This is a genomic window from Acinetobacter sp. YH12255, from assembly GCF_013417355.1.
Lineage (GTDB): Bacteria > Pseudomonadota > Gammaproteobacteria > Pseudomonadales > Moraxellaceae > Acinetobacter > Acinetobacter pseudolwoffii.
The window spans coordinates 1-17,467 of sequence record NZ_VPEC01000003.1; the positions used below are offsets into that span (position 1 = coordinate 1).

Consider the following 17,467-nt stretch of genomic DNA (forward strand, 5'->3'; position numbering starts at 1 on the left):
GAGATCCATGCACGCATGGCAGTCTTGAATAAATTCACAGAATTAGGTCGCCCTCATACCCAAGTTGTCTCTTAAATTTGAGTAGCTTAAGGGAACTCAGCCTTTCAAACCTTTATGCAACAAAGCCGAAAAAAGGTAAAAACTGGTTCGCTCGTTTCTTCTCATAATAAAAGACGTAACGAGATAACAAGAATTACAATTTAATAATAAATTTTGCGCAGCAAATCACTGTCATGGTGGTTTGCTTTTTGTTTTTGATTTTCACCGCTTCACAAGGCAAAATAGCGCTAGATTTTTATAGGAATGCATCATGCAGGACAATGCTATGTCAAAATGGTTATCACCGCTGATGGCTTTCTGTTTATCGTTTATTATCATCGCGACGCTCGCACCGATAACGGGTATACAGATTGATCGTCAGCTGGATTTCTGGATGCTCTGGTTAGCCACTATGCTGATTCTGGCGCTTCCCATCTGCTACTTGGAAATTGCTTTGGCCAAGCGCTCTAAAACAACGGCATTACAGGCACTGTCAACGCTGACCCGTGAAGCAGATGCCTCACAAAAATGGCGTATAGTCGGCTGGCTCAGTGTGATCTTTATTCCTTTTCTGGCCGGTGCCATGCTGAACAATGCCAGCAATGTTCTGGCGCTTGCTGCTCTTGATCTTGCACCGAATCTTTTGTTTATAGGTCTGGTAATTGCCGCTCTGGTCTTGTCACTGCTGCCGCGTCAAATTTTGTTAGTCATTACGGCGATTGGCGTACTGGCATCTCTGATCTTGGCAAATGTGATGGGAACTGCGCTACCTGCATGGCAAGTCACGCCAGTTGAATTCTCGGAATGGGGCAATGCCACCGTATTGGCACTGGTTGCAAGTGGCCTAGGCATGGGCTTGTACTGGCAGTCTAGCCTGAGTGCTGTACAACAGCAGGATGTCGCCAGCAAGACGGTCTTGCCGATCTGGATCGCACAATTGCTTGCTGTGATTGTATTTGCCTTCTTTGCTGTACAAGCACAAATCCCTGCATTTACGTTGGTGGCCGCGATTGTAGCGACTGCTGCATTCATCCTGCAGATGGCACGAGAGCAGTTACAGCAACGTCAGCTTCACCCTGCGATTCAATGGGCGATTATGGCTGTCGTCACCCTGATCTGGGCCATTCCAAATGTGACACCAATGTTCAACGTAGTCTTACTGCTTTGGGGCTTATTGATTTGTTTGATTTACGCGCTCTTTGCGGGCTGGATCATGAAGATCAGCCATTTACGTAAATCAATGAATTTTAGCTCTGAAGGGTTCTATAACCTGTGGCGTATTGCTGTCCGTGTGGTATTGCCTGTTTCGATTATCGTGGCGATGGTCGCTGTTCTAGGACAACTGTTCTGATGAATAATGCACTGATCTGGGTGGCCTATGCGACTCCGGAGCAACAGTTTCATCTGGCTGTACCATTTCAGCCCGGCATGACAGCATTGGATGCCATCCAGCAAAGTGGCATAGTAGAGCAGGTTACCCTACCTGAACCTTTGTCTTTGGGTATCTTCGGTGTACGCTTGCAAGATCATCAGCAGCCACTGGCAGCAGGTGATCGAGTCGAAATTTACCGAGCACTGACTATCAATCCTAAAGATATCCGACGTAAACGTGCCGAGAAAAATCCGGTGGGTCGTTATGCCAGAGGCAATCTTTTAAGAAAGCTGAAACCATCTTCCGAATAGAAAGCGGCTTGAATGAGCATTAGTTTCAATGATCTGCTCAATCAATCGACTTAATCAAAAAAGCCCCTGATGATTCAGGGGCTTTTTCATGAGAAAGCGACTATAGTGGAGGCGCATTTAAAATTGCTTCTTTTGAACCTGGTAAGCCGGGTTGAGATTCTGGAATGGTTTCCAGACCTTCAACACGTTCCACGATACCAGACTGGTTAAAGTAAATTTTCAAATGCTGGCCTTGGGCTGCCGGGATCTTGGCTTTTTTAGCGTAGGTTCCTGGGGTATAGTTATAGATGTAGTCCCAGCGTAAAGGATTCAGCGGATCGCTTACCGTTGGACTGCCCAGTAAGAAACGCACCTGTTGATGACTCATTCCCACTTGAATTTTAGCGGCTTGAGCTTGGGTTAAAGGGGTTCCTTGTGGAATATCTACTTTATAAACACCTAATGTCGAACAGCCGACGAGCAAGGAAGTGACGAATAACGTCAACATGATTTTTTGCATTTTGCTAAACTATCCCAAATTAATTATGATGCATTTGATCCAAGGATAGATCATACTGCATCTAAAGTTTGTTGCATATTCCAACTTTGATTTTGTTGAGAGACCTTTTTACATGACTATTTCAAACCAAGATTTACGAAAAGCTGGACTGAAAGTTACCCTTCCACGAATTAAAATATTAGAATTACTAGAAAATTCAAGACAACATCATTTAAGTGCGGAAGATATTTACAAGACTTTACTCGATCAGGGTGAAGATGTAGGTTTAGCAACTGTGTATCGTGTGTTAACACAGTTTGAAGCCGCGGGTATTATTGAGCGTCATAATTTTGAAAACAATCATTCCGTTTTCGAGATCATGCAGGAAGATCACCACGATCACCTGGTCTGTTTGAATTGCAGCAAAGTCGTTGAATTCATCAATGATACGATTGAAAAAGAGCAGCATGATGTTGCTGAAAAATTTGGTTTTGAATTAACCGGTCACTCTCTGAATCTGTATGGCTACTGCGATGCGCCGGCCTGTCAGGAAGTGTTTCGTAAAAAATAATTTGCACTCCGGTTGAAACAAAAAAACAGGCTTCTTGAAGCCTGTTTTTTTATGTGCTCAATCTGATCAGGACTGGCCATCAAAGGTGATATTGGAATGTGCACGTAATAAATGACTGCCGCCTTCTTCTGCCAGTTTGATTTGCAGACGTAAGTCATTGGGTGAATCCGCATGTTTCAGCGCATCTTTATAGCTGATCTGCTTGGCCTTATACAGGTCATACAGTGCCTGATCGAAGGTTTGCATGCCCAGTTCACGGGAACGCTTCATCAGGTCCTTGATCTCATGCACATCACCTTTACGGATCAGGTCAGCAATCAGGGGGGAGTTAATCAGAATCTCAATCGCGGCACGACGACCATTGCCATCGATGGTTGGGATCAGTTGCTGTGCCACAATGGCTTTCATGTTCAGCGACAAATCCATGAACAGCTGGTTATGCCGGTCTGCTTCAAAGAAATGAATGATCCGGTCAATGGCCTGGCTGGCGTTGTTGGCATGCAGGGTCGCAAAGACCAGATGGCCGGTTTCGGCAAAGGCAATCGCATAATCCATGGTTTCACGCGAACGAATCTCACCAATCAGAATCACGTCCGGCGCCTGACGTAAGGTGTTTTTCAGGGCAGTTTCAAAGGAATCGGTATCAATCCCGACTTCACGCTGGGTGATGATACAGCCTTTATGCTGGTGAACGAATTCGATCGGATCTTCAATAGTAATGATATGACCTTTGGAATTTTCATTGCGATAACCGACCAGCGAGGCCAGCGAGGTTGATTTACCGGTACCGGTTGCCCCGACAAAAATAATGATGCCGCGTTTGGTCATCGCCAGTTCTTTTAGAATCGGCGGTAATTTGAGTTCATCCATGGTCGGAATCACGGTTTCAATCCGACGCAACACCATACCCGGCTGATCACGCTGCTGAAAGGCACTGACACGGAAGCGGGCACTTTTGTCCGGTGTGCTGATGGCGAAGTTACATTCACGCGTGTCTGCAAATTCTTTACGCTGCTTGTCGCTCATGATGGAATGGAGCAGTTGTCCTACTGCCGCGCCGGGTAATTTTATCGAACCAATCGGTAAAATCTGCCCGTTAATCTTGATTGAAGGTTCGACATCGGCTGTAATGAACAGATCCGATGCTTTTTTCTCCACCATATAATCGAGTAAGCCGTTAAAATCCATGTATAAAAACCCCAATACAATTAATTTTTCTTATAAGAATGCTTCTGGCTGTTTGGCTGCAGTACGTGCCACTTGCGGGCTGATGAGACCTTTAGATACCAGCGTTTTCAGAGTCTGATCCAGTGTGGTCATGCCATAGTTGGCACCGGTCTGAATCGCAGAATACATTTGTGCGACTTTATTTTCACGAATCAGGTTACGGATTGCAGGAATACCAATCATGATTTCATGCGCTGCAACACGTCCGCCGCCATTTTTCTTTAATAGGGCCTGTGAAACCACAGCCTGCAATGATTCCGATAACATGGCACGAACCATATCTTTTTCTTCGGCAGGGAATACGTCAATCACACGGTCAATGGTTTTGGCCGCAGAGGTGGTATGCAGGGTGCCAAACACCAGGTGACCAGTTTCTGCCGCAGTTAAGGCCAGACGGATGGTTTCAAGGTCACGCATCTCACCGACCAGAATAATATCAGGGTCTTCACGCAGTGCCGAACGCAGGGCTTCATTAAAGCCATGCGTATCACGATGCACTTCACGCTGGTTGATCAGGCATTTCTTGGATTGATGCACAAATTCGATTGGATCTTCGACGGTCAGAATATGGTCATAACGGTTGTCGTTAATATAATCCAGCATCGCCGCCAAGGTGGTTGATTTACCCGACCCGGTTGGCCCTGTGACCAGTACCAGACCACGCGGATATTCACAGATGTCTTTAAAAATCTGTCCCATGCCCAGATCTTCAAGGGTCAGAACTTTGGATGGAATGGTACGGAATACTGCACCGGCACCACGGTTCTGGTTAAATGCGTTGACACGGAAACGGGCCACACCGGGTACTTCAAAAGAAAAGTCAGTTTCCAGATTTTCTTCAAAATCACGGCGCTGTTTATCGTTCATGATGTCATAAACAAGTTTATGTACTTCTTTATGTTCTAATGCTGGCAGGTTGATACGACGAACTTCCCCATCGACACGAATCATTGGCGGTAAGCCTGCAGACAAGTGTAAATCCGACGCACCATTTTTAGCAGAAAATGCCAACAATTCTGTGATATCCATAAGGTCCCCAAGTTCATTAAAATGTTAATTATTTTGATAGAATAATAAGGCTTTCCCACAGCTTAACCAACCCTTAGTTTATGGGCATAGGTATCTACACAAATCCCAAGTTTTGGGTTAAATTGAAGAGCATGCTCTTCAATTTAATATCTCCCATCTTGATACACGTCTCGTCAGACGATACAACGCCCTCGTAAAGCTTAATATGAATCCTCTTGCTTCACTTGCCCCTGCAATTAAGGAAATGGCCTCTGCCCAGAAGTCCAGTTTTGCAACCACCCAGGCAGTTTGGCGATTTCTCAATAATGAAAAAGTCTCTTTCAAGCAATTGAATGAGCCAATACAGCGACTTGCATTTGAACAGATTGATCAATCCTCTCACCCTTATGCGCTGATTATTCATGATTGGTCTCAACTGCAATATGTGAAACATAACAATAAAACTCAGCGTCTTCAAAGAACCCATCAATATGATTCAGGCTATGAACTGCAAAGCAGTCTACTGGTTGATGCGGCATCGGGGCTTCCCATTGCACCATTGGCTCAAACGCTATCTGACGCATCAGGCTGTTATTCCACATTCAGTGAACAATACAGCGAGCGAAAAACCCATTTGGATTCACTCGCAGAACAAATCAAAACGATCGAACAGTATCCGGTTGAGAAAACAAAAGTTCATATCATTGATCGTGAAGGTGACTCAATTGCCCATCTAAGAGCGATGAGCAAGAATCGCTTCAAATGGCTGATTCGGGCCAAAGAAGGTCATCGAGTTGAGTATCACGGTCAGACATACAAAGTTGGCGAGATTGCAGAAAAGATAGAAACGCATTCAATCAAAAATATTTCTTACAAAGGCAATCAGCATACTTTACATGTGGGTGAGACCCATATACGCATAACACGCGCAGCAAAACCAAAGCAGAAAGATAGCTCAGGGAAGCGGGTTGCTCCTGAGCAGGGAGATGCTGTCGATGCAAGGCTGGTTGTTTCTGTCGTTAAGGATTGTGACGGTAAAATTGTGGCGAGATGGTGTTTGCTGAGTAATGTTGCAATGGATATAGATACAGCAGAATTGAGTACATGGTATTACTGGCGCTGGACAATTGAGTGTTATTTTAAATTGCTTAAGCAGGCAGGACATGACGTTGAGGCATGGCTACAAACGACACCTCAAGCAATCCTGAGAAGGCTACTGATCAGTAGTATGGCTTGTGTGCTGACATGGCGAGTACAGCGTGGTACAGATGAGCAGAATATAAGAATTCGGGCATTTCTCACCCGAATTTCAGGTAGGCAACAGAAAAGGAGAAAATTAGAAAGTGCCCCTGCCATACTGGCAGGGCTTTCAATACTATTGAACACTCTTCAGTTGTTGTCAGAGTATTCGTCTGATGAGCTGAATGCGATTGCTCAGATCGCATTCAATTTATAAAAAATGTGTAGATACCTATGGTTTATGGGCAAGGGAAAAAAAGATGAATGAAATGAGAACCCCATCAATGAATATGTTGCAACAGTCACGAAATCAGGTTTTAGCGCAAATTGAAACAGCCTGTGCTCAGGCCGGTCGTGAGCCAGATTCGGTGCAACTGCTGGCTGTTTCCAAGACCCAGCCGAGTGCAGTACTGGCTGATATGTATCAGGCAGGACAACGTGCCTTTGGCGAAAACTATTTGCAGGAAGCGCTGGAGAAAATTACGGCTCTAAAAGACTTGGAGATTGAATGGCATTTTATTGGCCATGTACAGCGTAACAAGACCAAACATCTGGCAGAAAATTTTGCCTGGGTGCATGGGGTGGATCGTCTGATTATTGCCGAGCGTTTATCCAATCAGCGTAGAGAAGATCAGCTCGCGCTGAATATCTGTCTTCAGGTCAATATTGATGCTCAGGATACGAAAGATGGTTGCCAACCGGAAGAAGTTACTGATTTAGTTAGACAAATCAGCCAACTGCCAAATGTGCGCTTACGTGGCTTGATGGTGATTCCAGCGCCGGGGAATCCTCAAGCTTTCATCGAGGCTAAAGCTTTATTTGATAGGGTGAAAGCTCAGCATGCGCATCCTGAAGATTGGGATACTTTAAGTATGGGCATGTCGGCCGATATGCAGGCTGCAATTGCTGCCGGTTCCAGCATGGTGCGTGTCGGCACGGCATTATTTGGTGCACGTCCTCAAAAGGATTAACAGGCGTTGTCGGGTTATTTTGAAAAAGTATGATTAAGCGTTATTCGATAACGCTTTTTTTCTTTGTGGCTCCAGCCATTTTGCCATGAGCCAGGCAAAGACAATCAGGCTGCCCATACTGCCGAGCAAGGCTAAAACAGCGCCGCCCAGACCATAAGCCAAGGTTGCCGGAACACAGCCCAGAATAAACAGCAGCAAAGGGAAATGGGTTACATACAACGTATAGGAAAAATCAGCGGATTGTACCCAGACCGGATTGTAGTGACTGCGCTGCTGCTGGAGTTGTACCAGCCAGCAGCTAAATGCTAGGCCGATACAGAAATTAAAGAGAGTAAAATTTGCAGCGCGATATTGTCGGGCTTGATCGACGATATGAAACTGGTAAGCATCAATGCAGGCGATTAGAAATGCCAAGCCAAATAACCCCAGTTTAAGCACTTGTAACCGGTTTAGAAAATGTCGCTGGATATGACGAAATGAACAGGCAAAGGCCATCAGCCAGACCAGAAAATAAATAAAAAACTGAATATTCAGGATGGATAAAACGATTAAAACACTAAAAAAGCCGATTTTGGCTATTTCTGAATCTTTGAAAAAAGGCAGAAATCCGGCCAAGACATAGAACCAGACTTCATAACTCAGGCTCCAGAGCGGGGCATTGGCTGAAACTGTAGGCGTGATGAAGCCATTCAAAAACAGCAGAGCGCCAATAAAATCACCTGAATCGAGACCATAGTCAGTCCGGATCATCATGCCAAAACTGTTTTGAAAGGCATGGCTTTGAGTGGCAAAGAGTAGTGGTGCCAACAGATACAACAACAGGCTCAGAGCCATGGCAAACAGAAAGGGTGGCAAAATCCTGCGATAACGCTGTTGGGTATAACGGCGCAGATTGAACTGACCATGCTGATGAATATTGTGCTGGATCGAATAGCCAATCAGATAACCACTCAGAACAAAGAAAATCATGACCGCGGCCTGACCAAGCAGGCGCACCCATGAATACAGGCTAAGGTCAAAAGGGGCGATAAAGGCCTGAAAGCAATGCGTGAACAGTACAACAATGGCACTGATGCCCCGTAGGCTCTCGAGCTGTAAGCTGAAATAGGGCGAGAGCCTGTCTGGGGCAGGGTGCATCATTGTCAACCTATAATCTGAATGGTACTGGCGCCAGCACCGACTGGCTTGACCTGAATCTGTACTGGAATCCGTTCATGCATTTCCTGCACATGCGAGATTAAGACCACTTTACGACCCTGACTTTGTAAATGATCCAGTGCATTCATCACCATATGTAATGAGGCTGGATCTAAAGTACCAAAGCCTTCATCAATAAATAGCGATTCCAGTTTCATCGAACCGGAAGCCATATTGGCAATCGCCAGTGCCAAGGCCAGAGAAACCAGAAAGGTTTCTCCGCCAGATAAAGACAAGACCGGACGTACTTCGCTGTTCATGTCCAGATCAATAATCGCCAGACTCAGGCTGTCTGGAATACGGTGCAACTGATAGCGCGGTGCCAGCGGTTGCAGTTGTTGGTTGGCGTATTCCACCAAGATATCCAGATGATGTTCCTGAGCAATTTTCTGGAACTTGGTACCTTCCTTATGTCCGATTAAATCGTAGATACGGCCCCAGCGATATTCTTCGGCTTTGACCTGTTCAATCTGTTGCTGATATTTGGCATAGGTATTTTGATTATTGGCATTCATACGCAGTTTGGTATCAATCTCATTGAAGCTGTTTTGTTGCTCGGTTTTTTCCTGTGCCAAACTATTTAAATGTGCTTCCACTTCCTCAAAAGCAAGTTCAGGCTGTTGCTGGAGATGCTTCTGGTATTGATCTTCCAGCGTTTGCCAGGCAATTTTGGCATTTTCCAGTGCTTGATGTTGTGCCTGTAATTGCTGCCGGATTTGCTGATGTTCACTCAGACCAATGGTCAGACATTGTTGGATCAGTTCCGCATTAAAATGTCGATGCAGATTTTGCCATGTACGGATGGCCTGATCAGATTGTGCCTGCTGTTGAGTTAGCTGTTGCATTTGGGTCAGCAAAGCCTGTTGTTTAAGTAAAGCCTGATGCAAAGCTTGCTCATGCTGTTCATATACCTGGCGTTGTGCTTGAAGCTGGCTATTAAGCGCTTTTAACTGGGTATCCAGTTGCTGTCGCCATTCTGCTGCCAGCTTATAGGTCTGACCGGCATGTTGTTCGGTCAGCTGATTGAGTTGCTGACGTAAGTCTTTGCCTTGTTCAAGCAAATAATGGGTCTCGGCCTGTATTTGCGTATGCCGCTGCTCATGCATCTGTAGTTGCTGTTGAGCCTGATTCAGTTGCTGCTTGAAACCTTGTAGCTCCTGTTCCGCAGTTTTGACTTGATTGACAAGATGTAATCGCTGCTGCAAATGTTGTTGCAGCTGGGTACAGGCAGCAGGCGCATTCTTGTGCCAAGCGAGCTGCTGTGCTTCGGGCAGTACTGTAAGAATTGGCTCAATCAGTTGATCCAGTTGCAGCATTTTTTGCAGACTCAGTTGTAAGCTGTCGAGTTGCTGTTGCTGTTGTCGCCAGTTTTGCCAAGTCTGTTGCAGGATTTTGAACTGTTCGTTTGCCTGAGTGTGTTGCTGTTGCCATTGGCCAAGCTGTGTTTGCAGGGGATGGAGCAACTGAGCTGAATGATCAGGATTGGCTGGCTCAAGTCCTAACTCTTTTAAGTTTTGTTGTAATGTCTGGTGCTGTTCATTCAGTATCCGTTCAATGTGGATTAAACGCTGTTGTTTTTGCTCAAGGAGCATCTTGATTTTGGATTGTTGAATCTGGGTTGCTTTTAAATCATCTTTAAGCTGATTCAGTTGTTGTTGTGCCTGTTGCAGCTGTTGATCTTGCAGCTGGTTTAGCGCTGTGTCTAATAATGCTTGATGTTGGACAAACGGATGCTGTTGGCTGCCACAGACCATACAGGCTTCATCAGGTTTGAGCTGCGCGCGCAGTTCCTGCACGCTTTGGGTTTGCAGCAGGCGCTGTTGCTGCAGCATATTTTGTAGTTGTTCAAATTCCTGTTCGGTGTTGCTGACTATTTGCTGCAGTTGAATTTCCGTATGTTCAAGCTGGGTTAATTCTGTCTGTGCATGCGCTACGTCTTGTTTGAGTTGCTGTTGTTCGGCTTCCTGTTCCGCTAGACGTGCCACGTGCTGGATCAAGCCTTCCAGTTTAAGCAGTTGAGTCGTGCTCTGTTGCTGTACAGTCTGCTGCTGCTGAAGCTGTTGTTCCAATTGGGCTTGATTGCCAAATTGTTGCTGCAAACTTTCGATTTGTTGAGCCAGCTGCTGCCGGGAATGTTCCAGTTCAGTACGCGATTGAGAGAGTACTGCCGGCGCCTGTTGCTGCATCTGTTGATACAGCTTTTGATAGTCTTGCAGTCGTTGCAGTGTACTTTGTGGTTCCAGATCAAACACGGCAAGATCAGCCTGCTGTTCAAGTTGCGTCAGGCGTTGCTGTTGCTGCTCGGCAGCAGATGCGAGTTGCTGTTTCGATGATTCAATCTGTTGTTGCAAGGGTTGGATATACTGCTGTGCATAGTCCAATAAATCTGCTGATTTTTTCTTATAGTCATTGCCGACCAGATGCATCTCATGATCCAGTTTTAGACCTTGTTCCAGATGCGGCTGCATGGCATGCATATGTTGAACATGGGCTTGTTGCTGTTGCTGGATCTGAGCAAGTTGCGCAAATTCAGCATCACGTTGCTGTTGCACCTGTTGTAGCTGCTGTTCGAATGATTGTTGTTGTATCGCAAGCTGTTTTTGCTGCGTGAGCATTTGATTCTGCTGGATAAACTGTTCTCGAATGCCCTGAAACTCATCCAAATGAACCAGCAACTGCTTTTGTGCGGTCAGCTTCTGATCGGCATCCAGCTGTACATCGTAAATTTCTTTTTTGGCCTGAATTTCAGTATATAAAGCATGTTTCTGCCGATACCATTTCAGGTCATTTTCTAGTAATTTTTCACTCTGGTTAAAATGCTCAAGTATCTGGTTGAAGGCAGTATGTTGCTGTTGAAGCTGAGTAATATCGTCTTCGGATAATAATTCCAGATGACCGAGCCAGTTTTCCAGTTCATGGCGCTTTTGTCGAACCTGACTATGCTTTTCCGCTGCTTTTTTACTGACCTCACTGAAAATCTGCGAATTGGTCAGATATTCCAGCAAGTCTGCACGTTCATGATCTTTGGCTTTTAAAAATGCGCCAACTTCCGACTGCGCCAGCAGTACCGCGCGGGTAAACTGTTCAAAGCTCAGGCCCAGCAGTTTTTCAATTAAGGGGGTAACTTCAGATATTTTTTGCGTTAGCGTCGTATCATCATCGATGCACTTGATAAAACGATCTACTTTTAGATTGCCATCGACTTTCTGACGTGCCCGGCGAATCTCCCAGCGTGCTGTATAGCGTTTGCTATCCAGGGCAATAAACTCCAGCTCGGCAAAACCATGCACGCAGCCACGGCGCAGAATGTTCTTGGAATCCTTGATCGAAACATCCTGACCGCCGGCATCTTTTAGGCTGCCGGTTGCACCTTTCAGGCGTGGAATTTCGTTATATAGCGCCAGACACATGGCATCGAGCAGGGTCGATTTGCCGGCGCCGGTTTTTCCAGTAATCGCAATCAGGCCGGCATGTGTCAAAGGACTGGATTCAAAATCAATATGATGGGTGCCGGTGAGGGAGGCCAGATTATTGAGACTCAAACGTAAAATTTTCATGGCCGATCCTAAGCGTGTTGTTTTTGCGCAAGTTCATGCTGAGCTTCAACCAGCAAGCGCTGAAAATCCTGTTGTACAGAATCATCCGGCTCATAGCCCATTTTTTTCCAGATATTCAAAAACAGCGATTCCGGCGTCGGTGGTGCCAGATCAATTTTCGAATCTCCTTGCGTATGTTCGGCCTGTTGCTGATAAATCCGGCTGATGCGCAGCAAGCGGTAACGGTTGGTGGGTAAAGCCAGTTCAATTTGCTGGCGTAAATCGACTGGTGGCGGCGCATCGGTGGTGTATTCTATTTCCAGAAAATGTCGTGCCGACAGTTGTTCGATTTCTCCGGCAGGCAAGGCCTGAAGTTTAGCAATTAAATCTTCCAGCTTTTCCCGAATCCGGAACAGCTCGACGGTGCGTGGCACTTTTAGAACATCGTATTGAAAGCGCTGTTCCGGGCTTTGCTCAGGATCAATTCTGACCTCAACCACCTGATGTTGATAGTTGATTTCACTAAATGACAGCGGAATCGGTGAGCCACTATAACGGATATGCGGCTGACCAACTTTTTGTGGTTTATGCAGATGACCGAGTGCGACATAATCAATCACTTCATCAAACAGCGCCGTCGAGAGCGCTTCTTCATTACCGACAATAATTGGCCGTTCCGAGTCGGAAGTTTCGCCACCTTGCATATGTGCATGCGACATTAAAATCAGGGCTTGATGCGGCTGTTTACGGGCCTTGGCTTCGGCAATCAGTTGTTGATGCAGATAGCTAATCGCATTCTGGCTATTGCTGGTATGCTCATTCAGCCCGGTAATTTCGGCACTGCGTAAATAGGGCAGGGTCAGACACCAGGCGATGATATTTTTATCCTGATCATAAATCGGAATCAGCAAGCGATCCAGATTCAGGGTGTTTTCTGCGGTTCGGCCCACAATTCCCACAGCTTTGGCATTGAATTTAGACAGAAAAGGTTCAACCTGCTCAATCCGGTAACCGGAATCATGGTTGCCGGCAATCATCAAAGTCTGCATGTGCGGGGCCAGATTATGTGCATCGGCCAGAAACTGATACAGTTGCTTTTGCGCGCTGGATGCCGGATTGATCACATCAAAAATATCTCCGGCAATCAACAGGGCATGCGGCTGTTTTGCTTTAATTTGCTCCAGCAGCCAGGTCAGAAACTGGGCATGTTCAAATTCACGGTCATGGTTATGGAAAAATTGCCCCAGATGCCAATCGGAAGTGTGAAGAAAATGAACTGCCATGTAGATGAACCCTGAAATGTCTGCCTTGCTACTATAGGAAAAAGCTGAGGGAAAAATCTACTTAAAAAAGATATTTCAGCGAATTGTTGCTGATGTCAGGCTGAATTTATTTTAATCAGTAGGCAAAATGGCAGGATAGTCATGTCTAAATCACCCAGTCTTGAACAGTCATGCAATTCATCAGGCTGAAAAATCGGAATTTTAAAAAATAAAAACCGACGATTCGAGTGATGTGAAATCGTCGGTCAAATTTGTGTTACATGAAGATTTTGGCTGCTATTCAAAATTTCCCTGTACACTGGACTTATTGCTTTAGCTCTAAGGTCAGCAAAAATTCGTGGATGCCAGTCCAAATTTTTGTACCTTGTACCCTATATAACGTCACCTTCTGGCCGATGGTTGACAATAAAATGAAAAAAAACCTGTTTTTTTTTATACTAGCTTGATGAATGTCACTGAGTGATTCTTATGTTGCCTTTAACCCGTTATTTTATCTGGTTTTTTATTATCTGCTTTATTTTTACCTGCATTTGCGGGGTGCTGGCAGCACTGATGCCAACGGGGATGGGCGCCGTACTGACGATTGTTCCTTATCTGGTGGCCATGATCTGGATCTTATTTAAGTTTTTAAAACAGCAAAAACGTGCCCCAACGCAGTCGGAACGTAAAAAATTCACCTTGGGGTTTAGCCTGATCTATTGGGGCTATAACCTGCTATTTCTGTTACTTGGTATTCTGATTGCCACGCGCTCTAATCCAAATGCCTGGCAGGACTTTTTGCTATATCTACAGCAGCCACAATTTATAAGTATTGTGCTGATCATGTTCTTGCTGATCACGATTCCGTTGTATCTATTGACTTACTGGTTCTATGGCAAGCAGGCACAGCGTATGGCAGATCAAATGTTTGGCAATTCGCCGCAGGCCTGATAGGTAGGTGGCTTTATGACGATTGATCTTGATAGATTGATCGCATCAGGCTGGATACAAATTCACCACGACAAAGAGGGCATTGATTGAAAAATCCCAGAATAAGTTGCGTATAATTTAAATAGAAAAAATAACAGGGCTAAGAATGACTTATGGATAAACCTGTAGTGCTGGTGACCGGAGCGAGTGGTTTTATTGGCAGTCATCTGGTGCGTTTTTTATTGGAACGTGATTATCGGGTGATTGGGCTGACCCGCCGCAAGAATCAATCTGAACCGCATCCAGATTTTCACTGGATTAACCAGCTGGATGAATTAAAACAGCCTCAGATTGATTATGTGATTAATCTGGCTGGCGAAAGCATCGGTCAGGGACGCTGGACGGCAGCGCGTAAAAAGAAATTGTTGGATAGCCGTTTAGACACCACCAAACAGTTATTTGACTATTTAGAAAAATACCAGATCAAACCGAAACGGATTATTTCGACCTCGGCCGTTGGTTATTATGGTATTGACCCGAGCGAGCGTTGGGAGCAGGTCTGTACGGAACAAAGCCCGCCACAAGATATTTTTATGTCTGAGCTCTGTGCGAAGTGGGAACAACTGGCTTTGTCCTATAGCAGTCAGAACACCAAAATTGTTCGCTTTGCTGTGGTCTTTGGCAAAGGTGGTGGAATTCTGCCGCAGATGTTATTGCCGATTAAACTGAATCTGTTCGGGCGGATTGGTCATGGGCGTCAGCCAGTCACTTGGGTGCATTTAGAAGATGTATTGCGTGCGATTGAATTCTTGATGCTTGAAACGACGACCGGGCAGATTTTTAATGTGGTTGCCCCGGAAAAAGTCAGTCAGGCACAGTTTGCCCGGACTGCTGCACAGCTACTGAAGCGCAAACCTTTACTGCCACTGCCAGCATGCAGCTTGAAAATGATGCTGGGAGAACAATCGCAACTGGTCTTGAACGGTCAGTATGTACAGCCTCAAGCTTTACAGGATGCGGGCTTTCAGTTTGATTATCCAACCTTGAAAGAAGCGCTGCATAATATCCTAAAGCACTAAAGCACTAAAGCACTAAAGCACTAAAGCACTAAAGCACTAAAGCACTAAAGCACTAAAGCACTAAAGTGCTTGGTTCCGATAGACGGGCCGGAGCATAGGGCTGTGGATCTACAATGGTCGGCGTTTGTTCAAGCATCAATTGAGCGAGTAATTTGCCTGAGGCTGGGGCCATGCATAAGCCATTGCGGAAATGGCCAAAATTGGCCCAGGCATTTTGTAATTCGGGGATTTTGCCAATATAGGGAATACCATCGGGTGAGCTGGGTCTTAATCCGGCCCATTGCTTGACCAGCGGAAAATCCGCCAGTTCCGGCACCATCTCCAGACAAGCCTGTAGAATATCTTGCCGGATTTCAGCAGAAGGCGAGGTGTCAAAACCGACCTGACGTATACTGGAACCACATACAACATGTCCGTCGCGCCGTGGAATCAGATACATGACCTTGTTCATGCACATGCTCGGTAGCCAGTTTTCTGGGGTTTTAAACAGCAGCATTTGTCCTTGCACCGGTTGTACCGGAATTTCACAGCCAAGCTGTTCTGACCAGCCTGCAGACCATGCGCCTGTGGCGATTACAAACTGATCTGCCTGAAAGTGTTGACCACTTTCACTGGACACACTCGTTACCCAGCCTTGCTGAATATTAAGCTGAGTGATTTTACAGTGCTCTTGCCAGGTGACATGCGGATGCTGTTTTAAATAGCTGATGACCGACTGTAATAGTCGCGGATTGCGGATATTGGCCAGTTCCGGAAAGTAAATCGCCTGTTTGAACTTGCGCTGATCAATTCGGGGATTGATTTGTTGTAGCTGAGCCTGATCAAGCAATTCGGCCTGTTGCTGAGGGTCCTGATATTTTTCCGCATAGCGCAAGCCAAGCTCAAAATCATCTTCATCAAAAATCAGCATACCACTTTCATGAATCTGGAAATCGATACCGGTCACTGGCTGCAGTTTTTGATTCCAGTCCTGATAGAGCGGTTTGGCATGCCGGGCCAACGTATTGACTGCAGCGGGGTAGCGCCAGGGATACATCGGAGAAAGAATCCCGCCTCCGGCCCAGGACGCAGCCTTCCCGGCAACTTGCTGATCAAAAATCGTGACAGAACATCCCTGTTCAAGCAGTTCCAGCGCCGACATCAACCCAGTGATGCCAGCGCCGATAATGGCGATATGCATTGCGCCGAAATCCTTTTACTTCATGTCTTTCAGTTTAAGCGCAGCTTCTTCGGCAAAGTAAGTCCAGATGCCATCGGCACCGGCGCGGCGGCAGCTCATCAGTGATTCAATAATCACGCTGTCAGATAACCAGCCATTTTGAATGGCAGCGGCCAGCATCGCATATTCACCACTGACCTGATAGACAAAGGTTGGTACGCCAAAAGTGTCTTTGACTTCGCGGACGATATCAAGATAAGGCATGCCCGGTTTGACAATCACCATGTCTGCGCCTTCCTGAATATCCAGCGCAATTTCATGCAGTGCTTCGGCACGGTTACCGACATCCATCTGGTAATTGTATTTATTGCCGCCTTTTAAATTGCTGGCAGAACCGACTGCATCACGGAATGGGCCATAGAAGCTGGATGCATATTTGGCTGAATAAGCCATGATTGAGGTATAAATATGCCCATTTTGTTCAAAGGCCTGACGAATTGCACCGATCCGGCCATCCATCATGTCACTTGGGGCAAATACATCTGCGCCTGCTTCGGCATGGCTTAAGCCCTGTTTAATCAGACATTCGACCGTTTCATCATTTAAGACATAACCGGTCTCATCAATAATGCCATCCTGACCATGCGTGGTATAGGGGTCGAGTGCACCATCAGTAATCAGCACCATTTCTGGCAGTTCTTTTTTTAATAAACGCAAAGTGCGTTGGACCAGACCATCTTCGCGCCAAGCCGCTTCGGCGGTCAGGCTTTTATCTTCTTGTGGTGTGACTGGAAACAGTGCCAGTTTGTTGACGCCCAGTTCCAGCAGACGCTCTGATTTTTTTAACAGCAAGTCTGCTGACAGGCGCTGGATATTCGGCATACTGGGAATATCTTGGCTCTGGTTTTGTCCCGGCAGTACAAATACTGGATAAATCAGGTGATCTGCACTGAGATGCGTTTCACGTACCATAGAACGTAAATGCTCATTTTTACGAATACGACGCATGCGAGTTGCAGGAAACGCGGGACGATTGAACGTATAGGTCATAAAAATCTCAGCAATCAGTATTAAACTAGGCACCTATT

Annotated in this window: 15 protein-coding genes; 7 read left to right on the forward strand and 8 right to left on the reverse strand. The window is 45.9% G+C overall.

The genetic code is table 11. From position 1 onward, the window contains the following. Positions 1 to 310 precede the first annotated feature (310 nt). The gene (locus FTV30_RS01870) at positions 311 to 1,390 is read left to right on the forward strand and encodes a hypothetical protein (RefSeq protein ID WP_005096049.1); all 1,080 of its coding nucleotides are present in this window, start codon (positions 311 to 313) and stop codon (positions 1,388 to 1,390) included. Beyond that, positions 1,390 to 1,722 (forward strand): RnfH family protein, encoded by a 333-nt coding sequence (locus tag FTV30_RS01875; RefSeq protein ID WP_005096050.1) that lies wholly within the window; start codon positions 1,390 to 1,392, stop codon positions 1,720 to 1,722. Before FTV30_RS01870 ends, FTV30_RS01875 begins: the two co-directional genes overlap by 1 nt. Positions 1,723 to 1,822: 100 nt before the next feature. Here FTV30_RS01875 and FTV30_RS01880 read toward each other — a convergent pair whose 3' ends face one another. Beyond that, positions 1,823 to 2,221, reverse strand: a complete 399-nt coding sequence (locus tag FTV30_RS01880; protein ID WP_004279275.1) for an outer membrane protein assembly factor BamE — start codon at positions 2,219 to 2,221, stop codon at positions 1,823 to 1,825. A 112-nt stretch (positions 2,222 to 2,333) separates the two neighbouring features. On the opposite strand from FTV30_RS01880, the gene fur reads away from it, so the two are divergent. Further along, positions 2,334 to 2,771, forward strand: coding sequence for a ferric iron uptake transcriptional regulator (gene fur / locus FTV30_RS01885; protein WP_005096051.1), 438 nt, complete (start codon positions 2,334 to 2,336; stop codon positions 2,769 to 2,771). 66 nt (positions 2,772 to 2,837) lie between these two features. Here the strand turns inward: fur and FTV30_RS01890 are convergent, their stop codons facing one another. Then, positions 2,838 to 3,959 carry a PilT/PilU family type 4a pilus ATPase gene (locus FTV30_RS01890; RefSeq protein ID WP_180000911.1) on the reverse strand — a complete coding sequence of 374 codons (1,122 nt, stop codon included), beginning with the start codon at positions 3,957 to 3,959 and terminating at the stop codon, positions 2,838 to 2,840. 30 nt (positions 3,960 to 3,989) lie between these two features. Continuing rightward, on the reverse strand, positions 3,990 to 5,027 hold the full coding sequence (locus tag FTV30_RS01895; protein WP_004279279.1) for a type IV pilus twitching motility protein PilT: 1,038 nt from the start codon (positions 5,025 to 5,027) through the stop codon (positions 3,990 to 3,992). A 205-nt stretch (positions 5,028 to 5,232) separates the two neighbouring features. Here FTV30_RS01895 and FTV30_RS01900 point away from each other — a divergent pair, with 205 nt between their 5' ends. Together FTV30_RS01900 and FTV30_RS01905 are read left to right on the forward strand one after the other, a co-directional pair. Continuing rightward, positions 5,233 to 6,462: a transposase gene (locus FTV30_RS01900; RefSeq protein ID WP_180000912.1), complete on the forward strand. Its 1,230-nt coding sequence runs from the start codon at positions 5,233 to 5,235 to the stop codon at positions 6,460 to 6,462. A 67-nt stretch (positions 6,463 to 6,529) separates the two neighbouring features. Then, positions 6,530 to 7,216: a YggS family pyridoxal phosphate-dependent enzyme gene (locus FTV30_RS01905; protein ID WP_005172317.1), complete on the forward strand. Its 687-nt coding sequence runs from the start codon at positions 6,530 to 6,532 to the stop codon at positions 7,214 to 7,216. Positions 7,217 to 7,249: 33 nt separating this feature from the next. Here FTV30_RS01905 and FTV30_RS01910 read toward each other — a convergent pair whose 3' ends face one another. From FTV30_RS01910 to FTV30_RS01920, 3 genes are read right to left on the reverse strand one after another with little or no spacing between them, the layout of a single operon-like run. Then, positions 7,250 to 8,353 carry an acyltransferase gene (locus tag FTV30_RS01910; RefSeq protein WP_100354981.1) on the reverse strand — a complete coding sequence of 368 codons (1,104 nt, stop codon included), beginning with the start codon at positions 8,351 to 8,353 and terminating at the stop codon, positions 7,250 to 7,252. Between the two features lie 5 nt (positions 8,354 to 8,358). Then, on the reverse strand, positions 8,359 to 11,970 hold the full coding sequence (locus tag FTV30_RS01915) for an SbcC/MukB-like Walker B domain-containing protein (protein WP_180000913.1): 3,612 nt from the start codon (positions 11,968 to 11,970) through the stop codon (positions 8,359 to 8,361). An 8-nt stretch (positions 11,971 to 11,978) separates the two neighbouring features. Further along, on the reverse strand, positions 11,979 to 13,232 hold the full coding sequence (locus FTV30_RS01920) for an exonuclease SbcCD subunit D C-terminal domain-containing protein (protein WP_180000914.1): 1,254 nt from the start codon (positions 13,230 to 13,232) through the stop codon (positions 11,979 to 11,981). Positions 13,233 to 13,700: 468 nt separating this feature from the next. Between FTV30_RS01920 and FTV30_RS01925 the strand changes: the two genes are divergently transcribed. Together FTV30_RS01925 and FTV30_RS01930 are read left to right on the forward strand one after the other, a co-directional pair. Further along, positions 13,701 to 14,162: an ABZJ_00895 family protein gene (locus FTV30_RS01925; RefSeq protein ID WP_180000915.1), complete on the forward strand. Its 462-nt coding sequence runs from the start codon at positions 13,701 to 13,703 to the stop codon at positions 14,160 to 14,162. 152 nt (positions 14,163 to 14,314) lie between these two features. Further along, the gene (locus FTV30_RS01930) at positions 14,315 to 15,220 is read left to right on the forward strand and encodes a TIGR01777 family oxidoreductase (protein WP_180000916.1); all 906 of its coding nucleotides are present in this window, start codon (positions 14,315 to 14,317) and stop codon (positions 15,218 to 15,220) included. A 52-nt stretch (positions 15,221 to 15,272) separates the two neighbouring features. Here FTV30_RS01930 and thiO read toward each other — a convergent pair whose 3' ends face one another. Both thiO and hemB read right to left on the reverse strand, forming a co-directional pair. Beyond that, positions 15,273 to 16,400 (reverse strand): glycine oxidase ThiO, encoded by a 1,128-nt coding sequence (gene thiO, locus FTV30_RS01935; protein WP_180000917.1) that lies wholly within the window; start codon positions 16,398 to 16,400, stop codon positions 15,273 to 15,275. A gap of 15 nt (positions 16,401 to 16,415) precedes the next feature. Then, positions 16,416 to 17,429 carry a porphobilinogen synthase gene (hemB, locus tag FTV30_RS01940; protein ID WP_005172298.1) on the reverse strand — a complete coding sequence of 338 codons (1,014 nt, stop codon included), beginning with the start codon at positions 17,427 to 17,429 and terminating at the stop codon, positions 16,416 to 16,418. Positions 17,430 to 17,467: the final 38 nt, after the last annotated feature.